General features: G+C 51.3%; 27 protein-coding genes. 4 read left to right on the top strand and 23 right to left on the bottom strand.

Features of this window, described 5'->3' with window-relative positions:
- Nucleotides 1-2: 2 nt before the first annotated feature.
- From nuoD to D4L85_RS21050, 12 genes are all read right to left on the bottom strand, one after another.
- Nucleotides 3-1,214 carry an NADH dehydrogenase (quinone) subunit D gene (gene nuoD / locus D4L85_RS21110; RefSeq protein WP_119756169.1) on the bottom strand — a complete coding sequence of 404 codons (1,212 nt, stop codon included), beginning with the start codon at nt 1,212-1,214 and terminating at the stop codon, nt 3-5.
- A 6-nt stretch (nt 1,215-1,220) separates the two neighbouring features.
- Nucleotides 1,221-1,721, bottom strand: a complete 501-nt coding sequence (locus D4L85_RS21105; RefSeq protein ID WP_119756168.1) for an NADH-quinone oxidoreductase subunit C — start codon at nt 1,719-1,721, stop codon at nt 1,221-1,223.
- On the bottom strand, nt 1,721-2,275 hold the full coding sequence (locus D4L85_RS21100) for an NADH-quinone oxidoreductase subunit B (protein ID WP_073140458.1): 555 nt from the start codon (nt 2,273-2,275) through the stop codon (nt 1,721-1,723). Before D4L85_RS21100 ends, D4L85_RS21105 begins: the two co-directional genes overlap by 1 nt.
- 12 nt (nt 2,276-2,287) lie before the next feature.
- Nucleotides 2,288-2,659: an NADH-quinone oxidoreductase subunit A gene (locus D4L85_RS21095; RefSeq protein ID WP_073140455.1), complete on the bottom strand. Its 372-nt coding sequence runs from the start codon at nt 2,657-2,659 to the stop codon at nt 2,288-2,290.
- A gap of 652 nt (nt 2,660-3,311) precedes the next feature.
- On the bottom strand, nt 3,312-4,925 hold the full coding sequence (locus D4L85_RS21090) for a tetratricopeptide repeat protein (protein WP_119756167.1): 1,614 nt from the start codon (nt 4,923-4,925) through the stop codon (nt 3,312-3,314).
- Between the two features lie 10 nt (nt 4,926-4,935).
- A complete protein-coding gene (locus D4L85_RS21085; RefSeq protein WP_119756166.1) occupies nt 4,936-5,868 on the bottom strand; it encodes a PstS family phosphate ABC transporter substrate-binding protein in 933 nt (310 codons plus the stop codon).
- 239 nt (nt 5,869-6,107) lie between these two features.
- Nucleotides 6,108-6,911, bottom strand: coding sequence for an energy transducer TonB (locus tag D4L85_RS21075; protein ID WP_119756164.1), 804 nt, complete (start codon nt 6,909-6,911; stop codon nt 6,108-6,110).
- Nucleotides 6,908-7,423 carry an ExbD/TolR family protein gene (locus D4L85_RS21070; protein ID WP_119756163.1) on the bottom strand — a complete coding sequence of 172 codons (516 nt, stop codon included), beginning with the start codon at nt 7,421-7,423 and terminating at the stop codon, nt 6,908-6,910. The genes D4L85_RS21075 and D4L85_RS21070 overlap by 4 nt, the downstream gene beginning before the upstream one ends.
- A gap of 12 nt (nt 7,424-7,435) precedes the next feature.
- Nucleotides 7,436-8,041, bottom strand: coding sequence for an ExbD/TolR family protein (locus tag D4L85_RS21065; RefSeq protein WP_119756162.1), 606 nt, complete (start codon nt 8,039-8,041; stop codon nt 7,436-7,438).
- A gap of 5 nt (nt 8,042-8,046) precedes the next feature.
- A complete protein-coding gene (locus D4L85_RS21060) occupies nt 8,047-8,853 on the bottom strand; it encodes a MotA/TolQ/ExbB proton channel family protein (protein ID WP_119756161.1) in 807 nt (268 codons plus the stop codon).
- 194 nt (nt 8,854-9,047) lie between these two features.
- Complete coding sequence (locus D4L85_RS21055; protein ID WP_228450558.1) at nt 9,048-9,647, bottom strand: DedA family protein; 600 nt, start codon at nt 9,645-9,647, stop codon at nt 9,048-9,050.
- A 150-nt stretch (nt 9,648-9,797) separates the two neighbouring features.
- Nucleotides 9,798-10,289: a hypothetical protein gene (locus D4L85_RS21050; protein WP_160143891.1), complete on the bottom strand. Its 492-nt coding sequence runs from the start codon at nt 10,287-10,289 to the stop codon at nt 9,798-9,800.
- Nucleotides 10,290-10,328: 39 nt separating this feature from the next.
- On the opposite strand from D4L85_RS21050, the gene D4L85_RS21045 reads away from it, so the two are divergent.
- Entirely contained in the window at nt 10,329-11,378 is a 1,050-nt protein-coding gene (locus D4L85_RS21045; RefSeq protein ID WP_119756158.1) for a ferredoxin--NADP reductase, read from the top strand.
- A gap of 83 nt (nt 11,379-11,461) precedes the next feature.
- Here the strand turns inward: D4L85_RS21045 and D4L85_RS21040 are convergent, their stop codons facing one another.
- From D4L85_RS21040 to D4L85_RS21000, 8 genes are all read right to left on the bottom strand, one after another.
- Nucleotides 11,462-12,646 (bottom strand): tetratricopeptide repeat protein, encoded by a 1,185-nt coding sequence (locus D4L85_RS21040; protein ID WP_119756157.1) that lies wholly within the window; start codon nt 12,644-12,646, stop codon nt 11,462-11,464.
- 26 nt (nt 12,647-12,672) lie between these two features.
- Nucleotides 12,673-15,228, bottom strand: a complete 2,556-nt coding sequence (gyrA, locus tag D4L85_RS21035) for a DNA gyrase subunit A (protein ID WP_119756156.1) — start codon at nt 15,226-15,228, stop codon at nt 12,673-12,675.
- A gap of 158 nt (nt 15,229-15,386) precedes the next feature.
- Nucleotides 15,387-16,403, bottom strand: coding sequence for a hypothetical protein (locus D4L85_RS21030; protein ID WP_119756155.1), 1,017 nt, complete (start codon nt 16,401-16,403; stop codon nt 15,387-15,389).
- Nucleotides 16,404-16,625: 222 nt separating this feature from the next.
- Nucleotides 16,626-18,029, bottom strand: a complete 1,404-nt coding sequence (locus D4L85_RS21020) for a COG3014 family protein (RefSeq protein WP_119756153.1) — start codon at nt 18,027-18,029, stop codon at nt 16,626-16,628.
- Nucleotides 18,026-18,601 carry a penicillin-binding protein activator LpoB gene (locus D4L85_RS21015; protein WP_119756152.1) on the bottom strand — a complete coding sequence of 192 codons (576 nt, stop codon included), beginning with the start codon at nt 18,599-18,601 and terminating at the stop codon, nt 18,026-18,028. Before D4L85_RS21015 ends, D4L85_RS21020 begins: the two co-directional genes overlap by 4 nt.
- 89 nt (nt 18,602-18,690) lie before the next feature.
- Nucleotides 18,691-19,347, bottom strand: coding sequence for a ribulose-phosphate 3-epimerase (gene rpe, locus D4L85_RS21010; protein WP_119756151.1), 657 nt, complete (start codon nt 19,345-19,347; stop codon nt 18,691-18,693).
- 69 nt (nt 19,348-19,416) lie between these two features.
- Entirely contained in the window at nt 19,417-21,036 is a 1,620-nt protein-coding gene (locus tag D4L85_RS21005) for a S8 family peptidase (RefSeq protein ID WP_119756150.1), read from the bottom strand.
- Nucleotides 21,023-21,769, bottom strand: a complete 747-nt coding sequence (locus tag D4L85_RS21000) for a hypothetical protein (RefSeq protein ID WP_119756149.1) — start codon at nt 21,767-21,769, stop codon at nt 21,023-21,025. The genes D4L85_RS21005 and D4L85_RS21000 overlap by 14 nt, the downstream gene beginning before the upstream one ends.
- Before the next feature lie 27 nt (nt 21,770-21,796).
- On the opposite strand from D4L85_RS21000, the gene D4L85_RS20995 reads away from it, so the two are divergent.
- Nucleotides 21,797-22,351 carry a beta/alpha barrel domain-containing protein gene (locus D4L85_RS20995; RefSeq protein WP_119756148.1) on the top strand — a complete coding sequence of 185 codons (555 nt, stop codon included), beginning with the start codon at nt 21,797-21,799 and terminating at the stop codon, nt 22,349-22,351.
- Here D4L85_RS20995 and D4L85_RS20990 read toward each other — a convergent pair.
- Entirely contained in the window at nt 22,348-23,169 is an 822-nt protein-coding gene (locus tag D4L85_RS20990; RefSeq protein ID WP_119756147.1) for a mechanosensitive ion channel family protein, read from the bottom strand. The two genes, D4L85_RS20995 and D4L85_RS20990, sit on opposite strands and share 4 nt — an antisense overlap.
- 133 nt (nt 23,170-23,302) lie before the next feature.
- On the opposite strand from D4L85_RS20990, the gene D4L85_RS20985 reads away from it, so the two are divergent.
- Nucleotides 23,303-24,295, top strand: coding sequence for a dioxygenase family protein (locus tag D4L85_RS20985; RefSeq protein ID WP_119756146.1), 993 nt, complete (start codon nt 23,303-23,305; stop codon nt 24,293-24,295).
- Here the strand turns inward: D4L85_RS20985 and D4L85_RS20980 are convergent, their stop codons facing one another.
- Nucleotides 24,296-24,907, bottom strand: a complete 612-nt coding sequence (locus D4L85_RS20980) for an RNA polymerase sigma factor (protein ID WP_119756145.1) — start codon at nt 24,905-24,907, stop codon at nt 24,296-24,298. It abuts the gene before it with no gap.
- Between the two features lie 88 nt (nt 24,908-24,995).
- A complete protein-coding gene (locus D4L85_RS20975; RefSeq protein WP_119756144.1) occupies nt 24,996-25,547 on the bottom strand; it encodes a GNAT family N-acetyltransferase in 552 nt (183 codons plus the stop codon).
- An 18-nt stretch (nt 25,548-25,565) separates the two neighbouring features.
- Between D4L85_RS20975 and D4L85_RS20970 the strand changes: the two genes are divergently transcribed.
- Complete coding sequence (locus D4L85_RS20970) at nt 25,566-25,808, top strand: hypothetical protein (RefSeq protein ID WP_119756143.1); 243 nt, start codon at nt 25,566-25,568, stop codon at nt 25,806-25,808.
- Nucleotides 25,809-25,858 lie beyond the last annotated feature (50 nt).

The following is a 25,858-nucleotide window of genomic DNA, read 5'->3' as shown; positions in this document are numbered from 1 at the left end:
TTTCAGGCATCCAGTTCGCCGGCAATCACATTCATGCTACTCATGGTCAGGATCGCGTCCGACAACATGGAGCCTTTGATCATCTCCGGGTAGGCTTGATAATAAATAAAACACGGCCGGCGCATGTGCAACCGGAAAGGCGTTCGTCCGCCGTCGCTGATGAGGTAGAAGCCCAACTCGCCGTTGCCGCCTTCCACACAGTGGTATACCTCACCTTTCGGAACATCCGTTTCACCCATCACGATCTTGAAGTGATAGATGAGCGCTTCCATGTTGTTATAAACTTCTTCTTTGGGGGGTAAATAGAAATCGGGCACCTTTCCGTGGAAAGGTCCGTCGGGCAGGTTCTTGATCGCCTGCTCGATAATGCTCAGGCTCTGCCACATCTCACCCTGGCGCACCATGAAGCGATCGTATACGTCGCCATTGGTTCCGATCGGGATCGTAAAATCAAAATCTTCGTAGGATGAATACGGTCTGGCTACACGCACATCGTAGTCCACCCCCGCAGCCCGCAGGTTCGGACCGGAGAAACTGAACTCCAGCGCCCGCTCGCCCGTGATGCCGCCCACACCGATGGTGCGGTCCATAAAGATCCGATTGCGTTCCAGCAGGTTTTCAAACTCCTTCAACACTTTCGGAAACTCTTTCAAAAAGCGATGGATCTTCTCCCACGCCTTTGGCGAAAAGTCGCGCTCAAACCCTCCTATCCGGCCGATGTTCGACGTGAGCCGCGCACCGCAGATCTCTTCATAAATTTCATACACCAGCTCGCGTTGCTGGAACATGTACACAAAGCCTGTCAACGCTCCCGTATCCACACCGATCACAGCGTTACAGATCAGGTGATCCGTAATGCGCGCAAGCTCCATAATGATCACGCGCATGTATTGCACGCGCTTGGGAATTTCTGCCTGGATGAGTTTCTCCACCGTCATGTGCCAGCCCATGTTGTTGATGGGGGCCGAGCAATAGTTCATGCGGTCGGTGATGGGTGTGATCTGGTTGAATGGCCGGCGCTCGGAGAGCTTCTCGAACGCGCGGTGAATATACCCGATGGTTGGCTCTGCGTCCACGATGATCTCGCCGTCCATTTTCAGTACGTTCTGAAAAATACCGTGGGTCGCCGGGTGCGTGGGCCCGAGGTTCAGATATGAATACTGTTTTTCTTCTTCCTGGTGGTATGCTTGATCGGCTTGTTTAACTTCTTCCATAGGATATTATCGTCCAAACATAGTATCGTTCTTGTCTTCGCGCACCTGGTCTTCCAGCGGGAATTCCTTGCGCAAGGGGAACATGATCATGTCCTCCACGTTGAGAATGCGGCGCAGGTCGGGGTGGCCTGTGAAGATCACACCAAAGAAATCGTAGGTCTCGCGCTCCATCCAGTTCGCGCCTGCAAACACCGTGGTGAGCGTAGGCACCTCCGGCTTCTCAGCCGGCAAGTAGATCTTCAGCCGCACACGTTCGCCGCTCATCATGTTGTGAAGTTGATACATGACGGCAATCTGATTCAGTTCCGGAAAATGAATGCCACACAAGGTGGTGAGGTAGTGATAGCGCGTATCGGGATGTTCTTTCAGGAACTTGATGATCTCGATGATCTTATCCTTCTTCAGGGTGATGGTGGGAAAATCATACAGCATCGCTGCGTGAAGCACCTCCCCTTCATATTTTTGATTCAGTATGCCGATGGTTTTCTCTAGGCCTGTTCCTTCCATTATTCTATTCCATATTGGTTCAACATGGCTTTATATTCGGCAGAATCTCTTCTGCGCAAGGATTCCGTTTCAACCAACCGCTGGATCTTCATCACACCGTCGATGATCTGCTCCGGACGGGGGGGACAGCCGGGCACGTACACATCTACAGGAATAATTCTGTCGATGCCCTGCAACACGCTGTAGGTATCAAAAATACCACCGCTGCTCGCGCAAGCACCCACCGAAAGCACCCACCGGGGTTCGGCCATTTGTTCGTACACCTGGCGCAAAACCGGCCCCATCTTTTTGGCAATGGTTCCCATCACCATCAACAGGTCGGCCTGGCGGGGCGAGAAGCTCAAACGCTCCGACCCGAAGCGGGCCAGGTCGTAGTGCGCGCCCATGGTGGCCATAAACTCGATGCCGCAGCACGAGGTGGCAAACGGCAACGGCCAGATCGAATTCTTGCGGGCCATGCCCACCACTTTCTCCAGGCTGGTTGCAAAAAAGCCAGCACCCTCCACGCCTTCCGGCGCCTGCACCATCTTTATGTTACTTGTTTCTGTTTGCATCTTGAATGATTTTCAATCCTCCCACTTCAGCGCGCCTTTCTTGATGATGTAGTAGAAGCCGATCAGCAACGTGCTGATGAACAGGACCATCTCTACAAATCCGGCCAAGCCCAACTCATTAAAGTTAACAGCCCAGGGATACATAAAGATCACTTCGACATCAAAAAGTACAAAAAGAATGGCCACCAGGAAGTACTTGATATTGAACGGAACCCGCGCATTGCCCTGCGGCTCAATGCCACATTCGAAGGAGTCTTGCTTGATCTTGGTTTTGCGTTTGGGGCCCAGAAGGTGGGTGGCTACCATGGTGGTTCCGACAAATCCGGCGGCGACCACAAACATTAAGGCAATGGGTGCGTATTGAATAAGACCTTTATCGTCCATAGGTTTTATTTTCCGTGGTAAAAGTATTGCTTTCTTCACTGTTATATGCATTTCAAACCATAAAAAATGCTACTCCGATCTTACGCATACGATTGATGTGGAGGGCTCTTTTTCAGTTAAGAATGATTCTAAAAAGCCGTGATGATAGGCGGTTTGTCGCGCGTGTTACCGGTGGGGGTACGCGACGGTTTTTGGGATGGCGTGGAGTGTGAGTGCGGGTGTGGGGGTTGAACCCATCTTCGCTGAAGCTTCGTCGGGCCCTCCTTCGCTGAAGCTTCGGCGGGCAAGCAGCAAAAGTCAACGCAAAGAAAATCAAGGGTATGCTCTCCCGTCGACTTTGAACCTCTTGAGTTCAAAATGATGTCCCGCGGACTGCGGCAAAAATGGTCCGATACAACGAAAAAAGGCCCTAAACGGGCCTCTTTCTATGAAATTTGGTGTCGATCGGGATACATTAACCGATCAGATTTAATATACTTGCAACTCTTAAAATGGCCAGGGCAGGGCAACTATGATTGTGGGTCATGCGCAACCTTTAACTTTAACGCATGGATGCACGTTGTTGCCCTGCTGGCTCCCCGGCCAATTCTAATGTCTTTATCACTCCAGCCACCTTTCTTTCGTCAGTAGCTTTCAGAAAATTCATAATCGGTTAGGGCTGTTTCTTCAGTTCCTCGATGGCCGTCAGCGCCTTCTGATCATTCGGATCCAGGGCGAGCACCTTGTCGAAGAATGTCCTGGCTTGTTTACGATCCGCTTTCAGGAAGTAGTAGTAACCCAGGTATGAGTAAGCCTCGATAAGGTCCTTTTTCGATTTGTCAGGCGTAGCAATCGACTTTTCGATCAAAGATTCATAATAAGGCTTGGCCAGACCGGTTTCCGTTTCAGGGTCCAGGTTTGCCTTGGTTCTGCCTTCCCAGAGGTAGCCTATTGTCATGTTGGGCTGCATTTCGATCAGCTTCGTGAAAGCTGTATCGGCTTGGGGAAACTGATCCGTGAAATAATAGGCACGACCAATGTTGTAATAGTCGGCCGAAAGCGGTTTTGCACGCAGTCCCATCAGGGCTTTCAACGCGGGCACAGCGTCTGCATATTTCTTGTTCTTCATGAGCAAGTCACTTTGCTTTTGGCGAATCTCCATCTGCTTCGGCTCCAGCTCAAGACTTTTCGTGAAGTTCAACACGGCCAGTGAATCCTTCTTCAACTCCATCAACAAATTGCCGAAATACGCAAAGTCGGAAGCTTCTGCTTTCACGTTGGGCATGGCAAAGTACTTTTCAAATGTCTGCTGGCTTTTCTCCAGCTCTTTTGCCTCAAACTGTGAATAAGCATAGTACTTCACCGTGGTCGGCGTGGCGTCGGGCTTCTCTACAAGCTTGGCAAATATGGTGTTGGCTTTCGCAAAGTCTTTAGCCATGAACAAGAAGAAGGCATAACGCAATTGGGCCGCATCGGCTTTCTCGGTGTGCTCCAAATACTTTTCATAAGCTTTCACAGCCTTCGGACCATCTTTGGCGAGGTAATACAATTCGCCCAATTCCTTGTAGGCCAGCGCGTAGTCGGGATCGATGCTGATCGCCTTGTTAAAGGCTTCTTCGGCTACCGGCACGTTTTGCGAGCGCAGGTACACCAAACCGATCTTATAGTGGGGCTTAGCGCTTTTAGGGTCAAGCTTGGCAGCGCGTTCGTAGGCACTCACCGCGGAACCGCCGTTGTTGACGGCCAGAAATGCATCGCCGATCAGAACCTCCGTTTCGGAGCTGGTCTCGTCAAGCTTTTTGGCTTTTTCCAACAAGGGCATAGCTTCCTTGGCCGTTTGGCTGCTGCCCAGGTAGGCTTCGGCTACGGCGCGGAGCACCACGGCATCCTTCGACTTGGTCATGGTCAATGCCTTGTCAAAGAGGGCTTTAGCGTCCGTGGCTTGCTTTTCCTGGAGGGCGATGAGGCCTTTTCCTACATAATTGAGGGGTTGTTTCTCATCGGCGCCAATGCCTTTGGTGAAGGTTTCCTTGGCTTTTTCGCGCTCGCCGTTCTTGATCTGGGCATAGCCCAGGTAATAGTACAAAACGGCGGGGGTGGCACTGGTGGATACAGCCTTCTGGAGCGATGCTACAGCAGCTCCCTGCTTATCCAACTCAATGAGTCTCAGGGCCTTAGTGACTTCGGGGTCTTGTTGGGCACGGGCCACAACAGAAACCAACAGGGCAATGGCCAGCAGGAAGGGCTTGAGGCTTGCGCTATTTGCGAATTCAAATCTCTTTTTCATACTTCTAAAATTAATGAATAGGTTCACGTTTTACTTCTACAATGCGAATGGGCATCGTCATGGGTACCAGGCCTAATTTTAATACCACTCGCTGCCCTTTCTCGCTAGCCACAAACGCTACAAATCCGCTGCCAAGTCTTGCCTTGGTTTCGCGGCTAACCATAAATATCTCTCGTGAAAGGGGGTAAACTTTTTGGGCGATGTAAGCTTGGTAGGGCTCGTAATACTCGCCTTCTCCCCGCTTCACTCCCGCCACTTTTATTTGTCCCAGGAACTGATTGGCCGTGGAATCGTCGTTGTCGCTGATCCAACTCACCCCGATCAATCCGATGGCATTTTCTTTTTTTGACACATAATCCACCACCGCCTCGTTGGTGTTCACGCCAAAGCAATTGGCCGGCAGGTTTCCGAAATCCCCCAGGGAATCGCGCAAATGCCGGATAATGCCCGAATTTGGATGGTCGAAAACCACTTCGATCTTGGCCGATTTACCTTTGGGGTTCAGCTGCTTCCAATCGGTGGTCTTGCCCTCCAGTATGGCCTTAAGTTCATCCAGGCTGAAAAGACTGTCAGGATTGTTTTTATGGACGATCAGGGCCAGGCCATCTTTAGCGATCGATACCTGGTTGGGTACCAGCCGCTGCGTGTCCAGCACACTCTGCTCCTCTTTCCTGATTTTCCGGGTAACAATGGCAATGCGAGCCGTGTCTTTCAACACCAGCTGTATGGCCTCGTCCTCGGAGGTGTAGATGGCGTCGATGTGGGCATCTTTGTAAAGGCCCTCAAAGGCGTCGATCTCGGCCTCCATCAGGGGTTTGAGCGACTCGTCTACCGCAATTTTGATGTGTCCTGCCGTAGGGGTGTCCACCCGATAGTCGATGGCGCGTTTTCCGCAGCCGCTTACTATAAAGGTGATCACAAAAACAAATACGGCGATCCTCATTCGCTAATGTTTAAAGTATTTGCGGTAAACACCGTATCCTCTGAACAATCCATAAGCGATCATTATACTACCCAGAAGAAGCGTATAGCTTGGCGGGATGTTGAACATTTTGTCCGCCCGCCAAGCTACCGCAACACCGAGCGCCACATACACAACTGCCATGGTCATTCCGAGCAACTTCATTGCAGTCTCGAAAGGGGCAGCGGACCTGTAGTCATCCGGTCGGGGTCTCATATTGATTAAGTCGACAGTTTGAATTTGATAGGCAATACGAAGCGGGATTTAACCGCCTTACCGTTTTGCTTACCAGGCTTCCAGGGCGGCATGATCGAAACCACACGGGCGGCTTCTTTGTCGCATTCTGCGCTCACACCCTTGATCACCTGCACGTCGCTGATGTTACCTGACTTATCTACCACGAAGCTCACGAACACGGAACCTTCGATTCCCATCCGGCGGGCTACCGCAGGATACTTCAGGTTCTTGCTCACGAATTTCGACATGGCTTGGAGACCACCTTCGAATTCGGCGGGCTGTTCTACCACGGTGAAGATCACGTCTTCTTCCACGGCGGGTTTGGCCACTTCGGCTACGGGTTCATCGAACACCACTTCGCCTGTACCTTCCTGTTCAGTCGGTCCGGTATCATTTTCCTTGATCTCCTCGATGGTAGGCATTTCCTCTTCCTGCACTTCCTTCTCCGTCACTTTCGGGGGAAGGAATTTGATGATGGTCTTCACCGGAGGGGGAATGTCCAACTTCGGCGGAGGAGGTGTGTTTTCCTGAATCGGCGGGGGTGCCGCCAAGTCCGTGTATTTCGTCGTTTTGAGGACTACAGGTTCTACGTCCTGCTGTCCTTTGATCCATTCTGCAATGGTCGGATAGGCCAGCACGAAACCCAGAACCAAAAGCATACCGATGAGGGCGAAGATGACGTGTTTGGAATAGTTTCTACGGATAAAATACGCTCCGTATTCCTTGTTCCGGTTTTCGAACACTACGTCTTCCCACAAGGGTTGTACGGTTAATTGTTCTGCTTTCATAAATTTGATTCTTTTACAAGATCCTTATCGACGTCGGTCACTTTTACGATCGCATAGCGCTTCATATCGGTGATGTTCATCTCGTCCAGGATATCGACCATGTTCTTGTATTTGGATTTCTCCAAAGCCTTGATGAGGACGATCATATCCTTGGTCTGAGCATTTTGCGTCAACAACACTTTTCGAATACCATCGGCGGAGAAGTTGGACACTTCGATCTTGGGATCGGTGATCCCTTTGTACCAATAGACTTTATCATTCTCACCCAACACGAGGGTAAGCACCTTTCGCTCGTTCACTTCTGGTACCACATCATCCGGCTTCGGTTTGTCCGGCATGGTGATCTCCATGGTTTGGGGCTTGTTGAAGGTGGTCGTAAGCATAAAGAAAGTGAGCAACAAGAAAGCAAGATCCACCATGGGTGTCATGTCGATTTTGGTCGACGACTTCTTACTTCTGACTTTACCGTCTTTTTTACCACCACCGCCGCCCTGCTGACTTACTTCTGACATAGTTGTATGCGGTTAGAGTTTAATAGGGCCTTTTTCCATGTTCGTGATCAGGTTGAACCGGGTCACGCGGTTGTCAATCAAGGTATTGATAACCTTCTCCACGATCGGGTAGTTGGATTCGCGGTCGCCTTTAATGGCGATGCGCAGTCCGGGGTTCGTGGTCCGTGCAAAAACAACCCAATCTGCCAGTTGATTGTTCAATGAATCGGCGGGGATACCCGTTTGATTCACCGTCTTACGTTCCTCTGGGCTCAGGGCCAGGAATTGCTTCATGCCTTGAATCGGTATCCCGAAGCTGGGGAGCAGGGAAAACTTTTCCTTGTCCTGGTCATCGAACGGAATTCCGTATTTCGCACCGATCTTGCCCAACAGCTCCTGGCGGTTGTACTTGCCATCCATATTAAAGAATACGATGCCGTCTGTGGAGATGGTAATTGTCAGGATGTTTACCTCCGGCAATTTGATCTCCGAGATCGAAGAGGGCATGTCTACTGCTACAGGTTCTTCGGGTGCAAACTTTGTGGTGAGCATGAAGAATGTAACCAACAGGAAGGCCAAGTCAACCATAGGCGTCATGTCCAGGGACGGAGATGCTCTATGTACTTTTACTTTTCCCATAAAAATTAAGCTTTAGTTTTAGCCGTAAAGTTTTGAACGATGCTATAGCTGGTTTCATCGATACCGTATGTCAATGCATCGATAGCAGAAGTAAAGTAGTTATAGAATACGATCGCGATAGCGGAAGTACCGATACCCAAAGCTGTATTGATAAGGGCTTCAGAGATACCGCTGGCCAGTTTCACAGCATCCGGTGCACCGGCTTGCGCCATGGCCGCGAATGCGTTGATCATACCCAATACTGTACCCAACAGACCCATCAGTGTGGCGATAGAAGCGATGGTCGCGATGATCACCAGGTTCTTTTCCAACATGGGCATTTCAAGCTGCGTGGTTTCTTCGATGTCCTTCTGGATCAACAATACTTTTTGTTCGGCATCCAACGTGCTGTCGTTTTGCAGGGCGCTGTATTTGGAAAGACCTGCTTTCACCACGTTGGCAACAGAACCTTTTTGTTTGTCGCACTCGTCGATAGCTTGTTTGATATTACCGGTAGCGAGAAGCGTTCTGATCTTTTGAACAAAACCGCGCACGCTGCCTTTTCCTTTTGCTTTAGAGATCGTGAGGAGACGTTCAATAGCAAACGTAAGCGTCATCATCAAAAGAGAGATCAGGATGGGTACGATGGCCGGACCACCTTCGTGAACAGTACCCAAATAGTTGATGGGGTGATGGCTGGCATCGAAGTTTTCTTCCGCACCCAGCACAAAGAAGTAGAACAGATACGCCAGGGTGAGTTCTACGGGGATTATAACCGCGGCAAATCCGGATCTTACGCTGTCTGCTAATGAATTGGAATTCTGAGTTTTCATAAGTTAAAGGTTTACAAGTTTTATTAAAGTTTAAGTAAAGAAACACGTTCAATGCTTAGACTTGCCCGGTAACAAAGCAAATCTATAATCGCCTGCCCCCGGAAAAGTCACAGGGGCGAGCTGTTTTTTTTTATTTTTTTCTTTCTGCACCGTCCTACTTCACCTTTCGGTCTTCACATCTATCTCCAAATATCTTACTTCATTTTCTCTTTCAGCATTTTTCGTTGTGCCCGAAAAAATGCCGTGATCACTGGAATCGCCGACACGAGGATCATGGCGACGACGATGATCTCCAGGTGGTCGATGAGTCCCGGGAAAGCGTTACCCAACAAGTATCCAGCCAAAACCATGGTCAGGATCCAGGCCGACGCACCCAACAAATTGTAGATCCAGAACTTTTTGAAATCGATACGGGACATGCCGGCCAGTATGGTCACAAAGGTTCTGACGATGGGGAGGAATCTACCTAAAACGAAAGCCATCATACCATACTTCTGGTAGAAGGTCTCCGTCATTTCGATGTATTTCTTCTTGTAGAAAAAATTCTCTTTGCGCCGCTCCAAGTAGTGTTTGGCCCATCGCCCAAATCCATAGCCCACGGTCGAGCCCAGGACGGCCGCCAAAATAAGCAATGGAATTAAAACGACAACAGGTGTGCTTAAGTATTTTGATTCGCAAAGCAAGCCTGCGGCAAAAAGAAGGGAATCTCCGGGCAGAAAAAAACCAAAGAATAATCCGGTTTCTGCAAAGATGATGACGAGCAGGAGAACGAGTCCTCCATATTGGATAATCATCTCGGGATTTAGTAAATCTTTAAAAGTTAAGGCGGCTGCAAGCATGGTTTAAGTTCATATTCAAATGATATGAAAGCGTAATATCGTGTAATAAAAAGTTATTTGAAACATTCTGAAAAGAACTCTCAGAAAAAAAGAAAACGGGCTTCCCTAAGGAGCGTTAGCTGTGATGAACACATAGAAGATGTTGCACTGAAAAGCGCTGGAGAAAAATGCTTGGCGTCCGGTGATGGCGGTGTTGAAAAATTCTACAGGCTGGGCAAAAACATCCCCTGCACTGAGCGTTCCTTTCGTGAAGGATACCACTCTTGCTCCAACGTCTGCGGCCTTGCGCATCACGATAGCCTTGGATGAAATCGGGCTAAACGATAGCAAATGATCAGATTTAGGAGGTGTCAGGCGAGTGCCCGTGCGCAAATAGCCGATGATACACGCCATCAAAACGGCCTCAAAAACCACTCCTGATATTCTCCTAGATTTCGTGAACGTTATGTTCATTTCTATGCCGTCAAAGACCTTTGCGAATGGTCGCAAATGTAAATTAAAATTTTTCAGCAAAACCCAAATTCCAATGAAAATATTCCCTTTCCAGGGTGTTGCGCAATGAAAACGGTTTGCGAATGTTGCGAAAAGGTATGGCATTCCCGGTTTATCTTGCCTACCGTTAACATAAATCCCTACATGGCGCATTTTCCCTATATCACATTGACCATATCCGAAATACGGCTGGAAACCCCCAACACCAAATCATTCGTGCTCCATCCCGACGGGCCACTCCCCTATCTGCCCGGACAGTTCCTCACACTCGTCTTCCCCAAACCCGGCAAGGAGGAACGTCGCTCCTACTCCATCTCGTCCAATCCCTATTTGGGTGAACCGCTCACCATCACCGTGAAGCGCATCGACAACGGCGAGTTCTCGCGCTTCCTGTTCGACCGCTGCACCGTGGGCGATTCGTTGCTCACCATCGGGGCCTCAGGCTTCTTCACGCTTCCCGAATACATCGATGGCTATCACCGCTATTTCTTCCTGGCGGCCGGGAGCGGCATCGTTCCCATCCTTCCACTGATCAAAACCCTGCTGCACGATCATCCCTCACGCAAAGTATTTCTGCTCTACAGCAATCGCGGAGCAGACCAAACGATTTTCCACCGGGAGCTTTTAGCACTGGAGCAAACGTTCCCGCATTTCACCGTAACCTACCTGTTCAGCTCAGCACAAAACCTGATGAAGGCCCGCGTGAGCAAACTCATGCTGCAGCAATATTTACAGGAACATCTTCCCGAAGCACCCGACACCTCGCTGTTCTATCTCTGCGGCCCACACGACTACATGCAGATGATCGCCATCACCTTGCTCACCGAGGGCGTGCCACCGGCCAACATCCGCAAGGAAAATTTCAGTACGATCAAACCCGTAGTGAAAGAACTGCCCCCCGACCAGACGCCTCATCGCGTCACGATTCACTACGAGAAAAAAGAATACACACTGACCGTGCAATATCCACTCACGATTTTGGAAACCGCAAAACGCGCCGGCATCGTGTTGCCCTACAGTTGTGAGGCCGGCAAATGCGGAACGTGTTCGGCCACCTGCCTGCAGGGAAAGGTCTGGCTTTCGTATAACGAAGTGCTGCTCGACAAAGAACTGAACGCGGGCCGGGTGCTCACCTGCGTAGGATTTCCCTATGGCGAAGAAGATGTGGTGCTGGACTTTCCTCCCTTGCACTAGCGGCTAACAACATCAGCTACGAAACAAAAAAGAGAGCCGGTATTCACCGGCTCTCTTTTTATATTTTAAAAACGTTGCGTCGCTTAGTTCTCGAGACCAAGTTCTTTGTAGCGTTTTTCGATGCGCTTGGTCTGATCTTCCATGCCGAGGTCGCGGTAGATGGAGTAGAGCACGTCCAACACTTCCTGGTCGGAAGGGTTGAGTTTTTCGGTGTTCTCCCAATACGGAAGAGCAAGTTTCAATTTATCTACCAACACTTTGTCGATCTCGAACTTCTTCTTGCGATCGGCCGCAGAGATACCGAGGCTGGACATTTCTTTCTTCAGGTTTGCTGCATCGGTATACATCAGCTTTGAGAGATAGAAAGAAGCTTCGAAATATTTGGGATCGATGCGCAAGGCTTCTTCATAGTTTTTCTTTGCCTCGGCATTGTTGTTCAGGTTGGCGTTGGCATAGCCCAAATAGAAATGGAGGATCTTGTTGTTGGGTTCCTTCGCCACGGCGGCTTCCAGTCCCGACTTGGCTTCGTCGATGCGCTTCAAGTCGATGAGCAAACCGATCTCTACTTTAGGGAAGTCCGTGTTCTTGGGGAACTTGGCCTTGGCTTCGCGCACGAGCTTCAGGGCTTCTTCCTTGTTCTCGCGGGGACCGCTGTTGATGTTGATGATCACCGAATAGGCATCCGACGATTTGCCACCCAACTCCATGTATTTTTTGAAGTTGGCTTCAGCCTTGTCGTAGTTCTCCATGGCGTTGGACACAAAGCCGGCATAGAAATAGGCCGTGGTATCGTTCGGGGTGATCTTTTGTACTTTCTCGAAATTCTTCAGAGCGCCTTCCAGGTCTTCTTCCTGGTAGAGGGTGGCTCCCTTGTTCAGATAACCATTGGCCCAAACCGCGATCTGTTGCGTCTTCAACACGGGAAGTCCGTTGGCTTCCTGAACGAAGAATTCCTTTCCTTTGCCATTCATTTCATCGCCTTTTTTGAAGGCTTCGAGCGCGGTTTCAAAAGCATTGGGGTCGAGGGCTTTGAAAGCTTCGTTGGAAGTGGTATCCAACGCAGCATACACGAGACCTTTATAATAGAAGGTCTTGGGGTCGCTCATGGTTTTTTCATAGGTGGTTGCCGCGTCGACCATCGTTTTAGCTTCGTCCAGTTTGCCCTCTTTGAAGGAGGACAGCACTTTGTTAAGGTTGGGTTTCACAGGCTTTTGTGCAAACACCGATGCGGTCGCCAGCATTAACAGTAAGAGTGTTATTCGTTTCATTTTTAACGTAGGGTTTATGGTACTATTTATTCATTAGGGGGTGGTGGTGTGTCTTCCAATGTTGGGGCATCAGGTGTGGTTTCATCCAAACCCGTTTCTCCCGCTGAAGCGACCTCCTCGATCTTTTGAATTTTCTCGACCGAAGAGATGCGATCATCTTCGTTGAGCTTGATCAACCTCACACCTTGCGTGGCGCGGCCCATAATGCGGAGCTCGCCTACTTTGATGCGTATGGTGATGCCCGAACGGTTGATGATCATCAGTTCATCATCATCTCCCACTTCCTTGATGGCAACAAGCTTGCCAGTTTTGTCCGTGATGTTGAGGGTCTTCACGCCCTTCCCACCGCGTTTCGTGATGCGATAGTCGTCGATGAGGGAGCGCTTGCCGTAGCCGTTCTCGGAAACCACCAGCAAATTAGCATCTTCCCGGCTTATACAAACCATGCCGATCACTTTGTCGGTGGCCGACTCCAACGTGACCGCTCTCACCCCGGCAGCCGTCCGGCCCATGGGGCGCACATCGTTTTCGTTGAAGTGCACGGCCTTGCCCTCACTTTTCGCTATAATAATGTGATTCTTTCCATTTGTCAATGAGGCATTTAAAAGACGGTCACCTTCGTGGATGGAGATGGCCGTGATACCGCCCTGGCGAGGTCTGGAATAGGCCTCGAGCGAGGTCTTTTTAATGGTCCCGTTTTCCGTGCAAAGAATTACAAAGTTGTTGTTGATGTATTCCTCGTCCGTGAGATTTTTCACATTGATGACCGCGCGCACCATGTCGCCCGGCTCTATGTTGATGAGGTTTTGTACGGCTCGTCCCTTCGACGTCTTGGTGCCTTCCGGAATTTCGTAGGCTTTTTTCCAATACACTTTGCCCATGTCGGTAAAAATGAGCAGGTAATTATGCGCTTGCGCGATGAACAAGTGTTCGGTAAAATCATCTTCCTTGGTAGCGGCACCGCGCGATCCAACGCCACCCCTACCCTGCGTGCGATACTCCGACAGTGACGTACGTTTGATGTAGCCCTGGTTGGAAATGGTGATGAGCATTTCTTCATTGGGGATCATGTCCTCGAACGAAATGTCGTCTTCGTTGATCACCACTTGCGTGCGACGCGCATCGCCGTAGCGCTCTTTCAATTCGGTCAGCTCGTCTTTGATGATCTGCATCCGCAAAGGCTCGCTGTTGAGGATCTCGTTCAAGCGGTCGATGAGCGCTTTCACTTCTTTGTATTCTTCCAGGATCTTGTCGCGCTCCAGGCCGGTGAGGCGTTGCAAGCGCATGTCGAGGATGGCTTTCGCCTGAATTTCGCTGAGGCTGAAACGTGTGATCAATCCTTCGCGTGCTGCTTCCGGATCTTTGGAATTACGGATCAGGGAGATCACTTCGTCCAGGTTGTCGAGGGCGATGAGGTAGCCTTCAAGGATGTGGGCGCGTTTCTCTGCTTCGGCCAACTCGAATTTCGTGCGGCGCACCACCACTTCGTGACGGTGTTCTACGAAATATTTGATGAGGTCTTTCAGGTTCAGCGTCATCGGGCGTCCCTTTACGAGGGCGACGTTGTTCACGCTGAAAGCAGACTGGAGTTGCGTGTATTTGAAAAGGTTATTGAGAACGATGTTGGGAATAGCATCCCGTTTCAGATCGTATACCACACGGTATCCTTCGCGATCGGATTCGTCGCGAAGGTCGGAGATGCCTTCGATCTTCTTCTCGTTGATGAGGGCGGCCGTTTTCTCGATCATCATGGCCTTGTTCACCATGTAGGGGATCTCGGTCACCACGATCTGGTCTTTGCCGGTAGGCGATGTGACGATCTCGGCTTTGGACCGTACCACAATACGACCGCGACCCGTCAGGTAAGCTTCCTGAATGCCGGAGTGACCGTAGATGATGGCACCCGTCGGGAAATCGGGAGCGGTGATATACTGCATGAGCTCCGGTATGGAGATCTCGTTGTTATCGATGTAGGCCATCGTGCCGTTGATGACTTCCGTGAGGTTGTGGGGGGCCATGTTGGTGGCCATGCCCACAGCAATACCGGACGAACCGTTCACCAGCAGGTTCGGGAACTTGCCGGGCAGCACGGTAGGCTCGGTAAGCGAGTCGTCGAAGTTGGATTGGAAGTCGACCGTATCTTTGTTGATGTCGGCCAGCAATTCCTCGGCAATGCGTTTGAGGCGGGCTTCCGTGTAACGCATGGCAGCGGGGAAGTCGCCGTCGATGGAACCGAAGTTCCCTTGACCGTCCACCAGGGTGTAGCGCAGTGACCAATCCTGGGCCATACGCACCATGGTGTCGTATACCGAGGAGTCACCGTGTGGGTGATACTTACCCAAAACCTCCCCTACGATACGGGCGGATTTTTTGTAGGGTTTGTTGTAGTTCACACCCAATTCCTGCATCCCATAGAGCACCCTGCGGTGCACGGGTTTCAAGCCGTCGCGAACGTCGGGCAATGCGCGTGAAATGATAACGGACATCGAATAGTCGATGTACGCGCCGCGCATTTCATCTTCAATGTTGATGGGAATTATACTTTGCCTTTCCGGGGGTAGGCCACCACTCTCTTCTGCCATGTAAAATCTTTGTTTTTAGCTCAAAAGGGGCTCTTTTTAAAGCTGTGCAAGATAATAAAATTCACTGTTTATTCAGGGCTAATCACAAATAGTTTATCGTGTTTTTTCCAACGGTTTTTCCGCTCCAAGACTATTGGTTTGGGTTGGTCTGTGAGGCCTCAATACGGGTTCAACTTCTTCTTGTTTCGCCCCTTGTACTTGATGAGATTCGGATAGTTTTCGCCGTAGTGCGGGTCTTGTTTTTTGTAGATGGGATGCCTGCGGCTGCGATACTCGCGGTTGCCATGCGCGTGATTCATCTGCGCGTGGCAGCTCTTCAGAAAACACCGGCGCAACTCGGGAATGCGATAGGTGGCTCCCACGTTGATGTAGAACGCGTTGAACTTATGCGTGATGGCATCACCCCCTTCGGGAACGTTCATCTTATAGCTCTTCACCTCGTATGACGGGCGCACAAAGACGCGGAAATACTCCGACATCTCACGCTCTACGGCTACGCCGACGTTCATGTAGACCCCTTTCTGGATCAGGCTCTTGTCGAAGTTCTTGCCCATGCTGTAGCCGCCGATATTGGCATCGACCACCAGCAGGTATTCGTAGTAGCGATACACGGCGCCACCGATCATCCCGAAATATTTCTTCAGGAAAAAGCTGGAGAAGTCCGTGTTAAACGAATTGATCTTGTCGCCATAGCTCGTGGGCTTGAACGTGCCCATGTTCATGTATTCGATGGAATATCCTCCGCCGATCCGGTAGCGATCGAACTCCACGTGGAGCGTGGCCTTGATGGGGATACTAAACGATTTGCTTTTAAACCCCAGCTTGGTGGTGTCGGAGTTCACCTGGAACGACCCGGGTTGCACGGTGTTGCCCGTGGCGGTCATCTTGTTCACCCAATTGGTGTAACCGGCCCCGACACTGGCGGGCTTGAAGAGTTTGGGCATGGAATCCGGGTTTTGCAAGATGCCATAGCCGCTCAGGTCGTGCTTGAACGTGGTGCTACCATACCCCGTGCTCAGGCCAAAGGTGACCTTGCTCAGGATCTTGCGCAGCGTGCCGACGCCCTGACGTTTGATGTAGAAATTTTCCAGGGGGATCGATGCATCGCTTTCACTTTCGTATTGCGCCAACGCCTTTTCCGGCAGGGTAGCCAGGCAAACGACAACAAGCGCCACTATTGCTGTAAAACGTCTCAGAAAAAACCGGTTTATGCTTCCAAAGTTAAAAAATGTAAGCCGTTCATAATCTGGCCATTGGGTTTTAAAGGTAACTCAAATTCCGGAATCATCCTATTGCCGGGCCGTGCGGGGCGAAATTTGGAACCGGAATGTCGGCGAAGTGCTGTGTCCTGCGCGTCATCGCGTCGGAACGCCCTATGAATTTCATCCGGTTTCATCCTAAAAACTATAGCTCGGCGCCAACGACTCTAACGACGAGAACGTGTGAAATAGTGTCCTTCCTTTTTGGGGCTGGTAGGTGAACGAATAGTCCGTGCCACTCCCCTCGCCCGGCAGCAGTTTTAGCTTCACTTCATTTTTCTCATCGGCCACCAGCGGGATCCGCGAATAAAAAATGCTGTGCGGAAGGGTTTGCCAGTTGCGCGTGTCGGCTTTTTCGGTGGCCGCGTTCACCACGCCCAGCAAAGCGCCCAGGCCCTCATCTTTTTTGCGCAGACTTTGTTCGGTCACTTTTTTCAGGGCGGCCCGCAGCAATCCTTTGGCGAACTCTTGCAGCATGCGCTGCCGCAGGCTTTGGAAGGCGACCTTGCTCACGTCTTCGGCCAGTTGCAGCGGATATTCGGTGCCATTGGTTTCCAGGTTGGCGGTTTGAAAATACAGGGGGCGCTCCACATAGCGCGGGAACACCACACGATAGATCTGCAAGGCGGCCAGACCCCGGCGATCGTTTTCTTCTTCCACCGGAAATGAAAAAACCATGCCCATGGACTCGTTGGTGAACAACATCGTGTTGCCCGGGCCGGGCGCAATCACAAAGTTGATGCCCCATTCTGTCTTTACAGGAGCCAGTCCGTTGTGCCAGAAAAATACCAGCTCGGCGTCGGGTTGAACTGGTGTGTAGTCCTGCATGCCGAATTTGGTCTTATAGTTTTCAAACTCATCCATAAAGCCGGTCCAATAGGCTGTGTTCACCAGGTCCTTTTGCAATTGCTCGGGAACGGTCATGTGAAACATTTTTGCATACTCATTCTCATACACATCCAAGGCATTGCGATAGGCAATGAAAGCGTTGTTGTAGTCTTTGGTCGATTGATAGATGATGCCCATCAGCGCATGGATGAAGGCGTCGCGTTGCAACTTGTGTGGCGAAGAATATTTATCCGTGAGCTGGTTCAACCGGATGTTGAGCCGGCGGCACTCCACCAGCGCATCCTGCGGTTGATTCATTTTCAAGTAGTTGATCGCTTTGAAATACAACACCATCAGATGTTCGTGGTCCTCGCCGCGATAGACGGTGAAATTGGGATTGGTGAAATAGGAAACCCCTTCGTTGAAATAGTTGATGCGATAGTCTTCTCCAAAAAGAAAAGCTTTTTCCAGAAAAGCATTGCTCTCTTCGTAGTCTCCAAGAACCGAGAGGAGCAAACCTTTATTGGCAAAGAAGAGAAACCTTGATTTGCTTTCGGCCTCGCTGCCCTTCAGCGCGTTGAGCGCCTGCTGCAAGTCGCCGTGTTCGAATTCATAATTGAAGTCGAGGTGTTGCTGATAGTAGGTGGCGCACGCCTGCAAGGTGACCAGCGCGAAAAAGGAAAAGGCAAGCCGTAACGACTTCGCGGTGTTCATCCGTTCTTCACAAATTTCTTGATCTCCTGCTGTCCGTACCACACCCGCTTGCCCGTCTCGATGTCGGTGAGGTAGAGCGTCGTGATGTAGTTGACGACGCGCTTTTTGTTGCTGGTGTCCGTCTCCGAGGTCATTTCTCCAAAGAGCATGAGGTTGGCGCCGATCTCCTTGCCCCATTGGGCCACGGTGGCCGGGTCGGCAAAGTCTTGTTGCTGGGCGCGCTCCAGGCGTAGCTTGTCACGAAATTCTTCCGACTCCACCACCTCGGCCACATTGGAGTTGTAGATGGCTACTTCCAGTTTCTTGATGTAGGTATCGGAGTCGATGTGCTCGCTGGTTTTGTTGCGGATGAGGCCCACGACGATGGCGGGCTTTCGTCCTTTTTCTTTGGCGTATTCCTTGAATCGTTCCGACGCCATGAGCTCGGAGATCATCTTGTCGGCTACCAGCCGGGAATCGGAATCGTTCCAGCGGCCGCTGAGATCGATTTGGGTGTCGGGGGCCACGCGGGTTACACTTTGCTGACAGGAAAACAGGGTGGCCAGCAGAATGATCGCAAAAGGCTTCTTCATACGGAAATTTGATAGAGGAAAACAAGAATCTTGCCGAAGATACGCAGAATGTTCCGTGAAAGTTTTTACATCCTTCGCGGGCGGTAAAATTAATGTGTGGCCTTCAGCCGGGCGATCACGTCTATGGGATTCGCCGCGCTGAATACGAAGTTTCCGGCCACCAGCACATCGGCGCCCGCATCCAGCAGAGGCTTCGCATTTTGCTGGTTCACACCGCCGTCTATTTCGATGAGGGCGCTCGCGTTGGCATCGAGGATCATCTTTTTGAGCTTCTCCACCTTGCGATAGGTGTGCTCGATGAATTTCTGCCCCCCGAAACCGGGATTCACCGACATGACACAAACCAGGTCGATGTCGGCAATGATGTTCTCCAACTGCACCACCGGGGTATGCGGATTGATGGCCACGCCAGCTTTGCAACCCAACGCCTTGATCTGCTGGATCGTGCTGTGCAAATGCGGGCAAGCCTCCACGTGCACGGAAATGCTATGCGCGCCGGCCTTGCAAAAGGCAGCCAGGTAATGGTCGGGATTCACGATCATCAGGTGAACATCCAGGGGTTTCTTGGCGTGGCGCTTCACGGCTTCGACCACCGGCAATCCCATGGAAAAGTTGGGGACAAAGACCCCGTCCATAATGTCCACGTGAATCCAGTCGGCCTGGCTGTCGTTGATCATTTTCACCTCGCGTTCAAGGTTGCCGAAGTCGGCGGCGAGTATGGAGGGAGCGATTACCGGAGTTTGCATGGTGCGTTGTTCTGCCGCAAAAATAAGCGTAAAGTTCTATCTTCTACGCGCGATCGGCACCCGAGGGGCTTATATTTTTATGAGCTTATAGGTGAATCGTTTATCGCCCCATGTAACCCGCAGAACATAATATCCCGACGATACCGGGGCGAGGTTGACGGTGTAGGCACGGTTCAGCCACGAGAACGTGGTTTCGCCTTGAAACACGACGGCCCCTTGGGCCGACAAAAGCTCCAGCCGACAGGTGGCCACCTGGTTGGGATCGAACGGGCGAATGGTCAATGTATCGTGGTTGACGGGATTGGGATATACATCGAACGTGTCCTCTTGAGGCATCTGCTCAATGTAGTTCACCACCGCTCTGAAATTAGGGATGCCGTAACCTAAAAGATTGTCCGGATTCTTGGCCTGGGAGGCGGATTTGCGGATGACATCGATCACTTCCTTGTTGCTCAGTTTCGGGTACCGCTCCCACACGCCGGCGGCAAGGCTGGTGATGAGGGGCGCCGACAACGACGTGCCCGTCGCTATGCTGGTAGTGCCGTCGGGACGGATGATGCTCGTGCTCACCCCCATGGCTGCCACATCCGGCTTTATCCGGCCATCGGCCGAAGGGCCGATCGAACTGGAGGCGGAACGCGCGCCACCGCTGGTGACGCTGGCTACGGCCAACACATCTTTGGCGTCGGCCGGGGCGGTAATGATCTGCCAGGCCGTGGCGCCTTCGTTGCCTGCGCTGCACACGATGACCATGCCCCGGTCTGCCGCCCATTGCGCTGCCCGCGAGATCACCGTGGTCTTTCCATCCATGGCGTTCTTAGCATAGTTCATGGTGGCGTCGTCGAAGTCGTAATAGCCTAATGAAGAGTTGACGATGTCAACGCCCGCGCTATCCGCGCGCTCGGCGGCAAAGAGCCAGTTGTATTCTTCGATGCGATATTCGCTGTCGGTATCTTCCGTGACGTAGAGCTGGTAGTTTGCTTCATAAGACCCGCCCGTGAACACGCCGTCCTGGTTGGCGGCGATGACGGAGAATACTTCGGTGCCGTGTTCGTCGTATTGAAACACATTGTCGGTGTTGCCCACAAAATCATGCGAAGCGAGCAAGTCGATGCGGTTCTCCTGGATCAGGTGGTGAAAAGGCGTAGCGGTGTTCACACCGGGAAAGCCGCCGTCGAAAATCGCTACCAGCATGTTCTCGCCTTTGTAGCCGGCTTCCTGCATTTCGTCAAGACCAATTAACTGGAGTTGCGCCTGGGTCTTGGCCGGCGCTTCCTGGGCTTTCACTGCCTTGTTGTTCTTTTTGCGACCGTTGGCCAACCTCGCATTGGGGGCAACCCATTCAACGTGGTCTACAAAGGACAGCGCCTGCACAGCGGTCAACACGGAAACATCGCATTGCACCAGCACACCATTCATCCAACGCGTGGGGAAAAATACGGATGCTCCGGTTGCTGCGACGCTTTGAACATAGCCGGCATTCACGGGAAAATCCTGTTCGGTAATGGCAATGTCTTGTTGGATCCGGCGATCAACGGCGCGTTGAGAAAGAAAGGCTTTAGGTGCACTGGTGCTGTAGGATGTGCCGGCTTTGTCTTTAAAGAATACCATGTAGCGATTCACCTGGGCGGTGGCCACCGAGGAAATGAAAATAAACCCCAGCAAAACGATCAACCTATTCCAAGCCATATGCTTTTATGGTTTGCGTGTAGATGATCCCTTCGTTCACGACCTGTTGTCCGAGACAACCCTCGTTGGTGTCGGTGCAATAATGGAGCTGCGTGGTTTCCTTGTAGACCAAGCCAACGTTTTTTGCATAGACCTCTTTTCGCTTGTCCAGGAAGACAATGAGATCTTCGTTGTCGCTTTGCTTCACCGTGACGCAGTTGTCGAATGCTTTTTGATTGAACGTTTGGGATTGGTCGACATCCTGGAGCAGATAGTCTTCGGCTGTGCCATTGTTATAGAGGTTGCCGTTCCAGGTGGCGCCTTCTTTCAACGGAAATTTGAGTTTTAGATAAGATGTATTGGCTTCACTCTGGACGGCTTGCCGGTCGTTCACCGTCGACGACCACGTGTCCAGGTAGGTCCAGTCGGTTTCTCCCCCGGTGCGTTTGTAGCGATACGTGACATAAGAATAACCTTCCTGGACGGCAAAGGAGTCCGTCACCAAGATCTTCAATTCGTAGGCGAGGGTTTCGGGCACGCCCAGCGTGTATTTGATCTGGTTCACGTCATAGATCTGGTAGCGGCCTTTTTGAAGGGGATAAAAGTCTATGCCGGCATCGGTCTTGCGCACCTCATCGGAAGAACAGGAAACGGCCGCCAACCCCACCAGGGCGCATAAGAATCTTAAAAAATGCTTCACCGATAATTGGTTTTTCTTTAATCCCGGCACACCTTTGAACGTAATTGGGTACAAAGTTATTTTTTATCCAGTATTAAAACTATGCCGCTTAAAACGTTAGTAAAAGCCGGAAACATCACCAACCTGAGCGATGCCCGCTATTTTGCGGGAATGGGTGTGGACCTGTTGGGATTTTCGGTTGTCGAGGGAACACCGCACTACATGGAACCCAAGCTTTACCAGGAAATCCGCGGGTGGGTGACCGGACCTTCGATGGTGGCCGAGATCTATGGCCTTCGCCGGAAGGAGGACCTGGAGCGGATCCTGGAAGATTACAAACCCGATTATGTAGAGCTGTCCCCTGCCGAACTGAAATTGTTCGAAACCCTTCCCCTGTCATTCATTCTCCGCGTTGATCCGGGCGACGTACCAACACAGGCCTCCCTGCAGCCGTCCTACCTGCTTCAGCGCCATGACACGGCCGTGGCTTCTCCATACCCTTCGCTACTTTCTATAGAGACCAAGGAAGACCTGGAGCGCGCCCTCCACGATCCCATCATGAAAGGCATCGCCCTGAATGGCAGCGCCGAGATCAGACCCGGGTTGAAAGACTTCGATGCCCTGGCCGCCATCCTGGAGGAATTGGACGCAGATTAGGCTGCCTGGTTTTTGTTCACCACCACATAGGTATGCAAGGGCGGCGCTATAGCGTTCTTCTCAAACGCCGTCTTCAGCGTTTCCTGTAATTCAAAGTACACGTCCCAATAATGACCGGTTTCCGCATAGGGCCTCACCGCGAGTGTCACCATGCCGTCGGCGACTTTGAGGATGTTGACCGTTGGTTTAGGATCCTTTAGAACATGAGGATTGGCAATCATCGTGTTCTCCACCACCTGCCGCACCTTTTGCATATCGTTATCAGGCGCAATGCCCAGGGTGATGTCCACCCGGAGAGTTCCGTGTTTGGAATGGTTGACGATGGTTCCATTGGAGACCGCTCCGTTGGCGAGGATCACGGTCTTGTTTTCGCCCGTAAGCAAAATGGTGTTGAAGATCTGGATCTCCTGCACCACGCCGGTTTGCCCCAGGGTTTCGATGACGTCACCTACCTTGAAGGGCTTGAACACGAGGATGAGGACACCGCCCGCGAAGTTGGCCAGCGAGCCTTGCAACGCCAGGCCTACTGCAAGTCCCAGTGCACCGATCAAGGCCACAAAGGAAGTGGTTTGAATGCCCAACATGCCGGCGACCGTGACCAGCAACAGAATCTTCAAGCCCACGCTGATCAGGCTGCTGAGGAATGATTGCAGCGACACGTCGAAGTTGCGGCGATTCATGGACTTCCAGACGAGCCGCGAGAGCCAGTTGGTAATGTAAAGACCAACAATAAAAACGATCAAGGCGCCCAACACTTTGGGACCGAAGACGATGATCCAATCCGTGAAGGCTTTGGTGTACGTGTTTATTTGTTCCATAACGAGAGGGTTTTGTGTTCACTAAAAATACCACATCGCGGTCTATTTAACCGCTCTCTCGGCCCAGCTTTCATCGAAAGTCTATGAATTGTGGGACCCCTTGGGTAGCTTAGACCAACCATCAAAAACCCCTATGAAAACCCCAACCAAATTCAACCGGCGCCATTGGTTGCGCCTCGGACTAGGCGTGGCCACCGGATCCATGGCAGGCCTCTCTGCGATCGGAAAGGCCACTGACCCCGACACTTGCGAAACTACTCCGGCCCTGGAGCTGGGGCCATTTCCACCTATGAAATCGCGTAGCCAGTTGGACCACGACGTTGACCTCACGCAGGTGACCGGCCAAAGCGGAACAGCAAAAGGCGAACTGCTGGAAGTATCCGGAAGAATATTGGATGACGACTGCAAACCTGTGGAAGGTGCGATCGTGGAGACGTGGCAAGCGAATCATTTTGGAAAGTACAATCATGAATTCAACACCAAAGGCGAACATGACCCGAACTTTCAAGGCTGGGGGCAGGCCATCACGAATGCCGAAGGCCGCTTTTCTTTCAAAACCGTTGTTCCGGGCCTGTACGCCTCGCGGGCACGCCATATTCACTACAAAGTTTCTAAACGCGGCTACCACGAGATGGTGACACAACTCTATTTCGATGGCGAGGAGCGAAACAAAACCGATGGTATCTATAACGACCTCACGCACGAAGAACAAAAACAAGTCACCCGTACTATCGACCGCAGCAGTGCCCTCGCAAAAATGGATTTCGACATCCACATCCGTCAGGCAAAACCGGGTAAGGTAACAGAGAAGGTATTGCAGTCCTATACGGGCAAATACAAATTGGATTGCACCGGCGGCATCGAAAGATTGGTCAACGAATTGTATGGAAAAGAATTCACCAGCATGATCATCGAAATCACCAACCGCGGCGAAACGCTCTACATGACCATGCCGATTACGCCCACCATGGAGGTGATCTGGAAAGCGAAAGACACGTTCGATGCCAACGCGTTCTATAACATGTCGCTGGTTTTCAAAAGGGGCGCCGACGAGAAAGTGAACAGGCTTGTGCTAGCCTGGGATGAGCAAAATTCCTTTGAAGCGGTGCGGACAGCTTCCCTGTGATCAGTGCTTCATTTCCTGCCGGAGGCTGTCCAAAGCTTTGGAGATGATGTTGTATACCGAATCCACCTGCAGTTCCATGATGGAAGCGATGTCGGCATAGTTCAGGTCGTTGTAGAATTTCAGGAAGAGCGCTTCGCGTTGGCGGCGGGTAAGCTTTTGCAAGTTGCGCTTTAGCATCTCGCTGCGCTCGGTTTCCAGTTCCTGTTGCTCGAGGGTGTGTTCGAAGGGCAGTGTGATCTCGAAGCTGTGACGTGAATTTGTGTCCAGTGAAATCAGGAACCGCCTGCGCCAATTCAGCTTTTTCAACAGCAGCCGGCGGAAGGATTTGAAGAGATAGGAACTGATCGAGTATACATCGGGCAGGGTTTTGCGCTTTGCCCAGAAAGACGAGAATAATTCTTGCAGGCAGTCCAACACCAGGTCGCGGTCGGCGCAATAGTGCATGCCATAATTAAAAAGCTTGGGGGTGTATTTATTGTAGAGCATGGAAAAAGCCAGCTCGTTGTCCTTGCGGAAATTTTGCCACAGGTAGTGATCGTCCAGGATCTGCCCTTTTCCGGTAGTGCCGGAGGTTGGGTCTTTGGGCAAATCGGTGTGTGCGTTAACAAACATACACAGCGCGCATAGGTGGTTTTGGTGATCCTGAATGTAGCATTTATTTGACTACAATCGATTGAAATGCCTAAAAAATGATTTCTTTTCAACGCAAGTCCATCGGCAATCTGTAATGGATACAGTCTTTCACTTTGTAGCGCTGGTTGACAAATCGGAACCAATTTGGCAGCCGCGCCTCTTCCACCAGCCCGCTTTTTTCGAGCACCCGGGCGGAGGCTACATTTTCGGCATCGACAAAGCTTTGAATGCGGTAGACACCATACTGATCACGGAGCAACATCATCATGGCGCGGCACACCTCGGTGGCATAGCCCCTGCCCCATTGCGACGGACTGAAGATGTAGCCGAACTGCAACTTCCCGTCTTCATTGATCACCCCAAAGCTGCCGATGAGGCGGTTGCTTTCTTTCAAGCGGACAGAGAAGGAATAATCCGTCCCGGCGTCCCATGCGGCCACGGCGTAGCGGAGAAAGGATTTTGTGTCGGCGAGCGATTCGTGCGTGGGCCAGGAAATGTAGCGGGTAGCTTCGGGCTTGCTGGCGTAGGCGTAAAAAATTTCCTCTGCATCTTCGTACCTTAGCCGCCGGACCGATAGGCGATCCGTATGAAAATGTTCGGGCAAGTCCAGTCGAACCATGGTTTAAAGAAACGCTAAATGGGCAAAGACAGCAATATCGTCCACCAGTATTTCCGGAAAGAATTCGACGAGATGATCATTCTCGTGAAGGTCAATCCCATCCTCTGGAAAGGGACGGAACTCACGTTGCTTCCCTCCGGAAAGGTGGAGCGGCGGGAACTTGAATTCGGTGAGGACATCCTGGAAGATCTGAAAGTGGATGGTTTTGAGGAGGCCAGCGCCATGGAATTTAATTTATATCTCTCAGGACTAGTAGGATAGCCGCCTTCGCTGGATTTTTGTAGAGTCTGTTTGTCAATTACGTCCAGCGC

It is taken from the genome of Chryseolinea soli (assembly GCF_003589925.1).
Lineage (GTDB): Bacteria > Bacteroidota > Bacteroidia > Cytophagales > Cyclobacteriaceae > Chryseolinea > Chryseolinea soli.
Note: the sequence above shows the minus strand (reverse complement) of the source record. Positions and strands in the feature narration are given on the sequence as shown.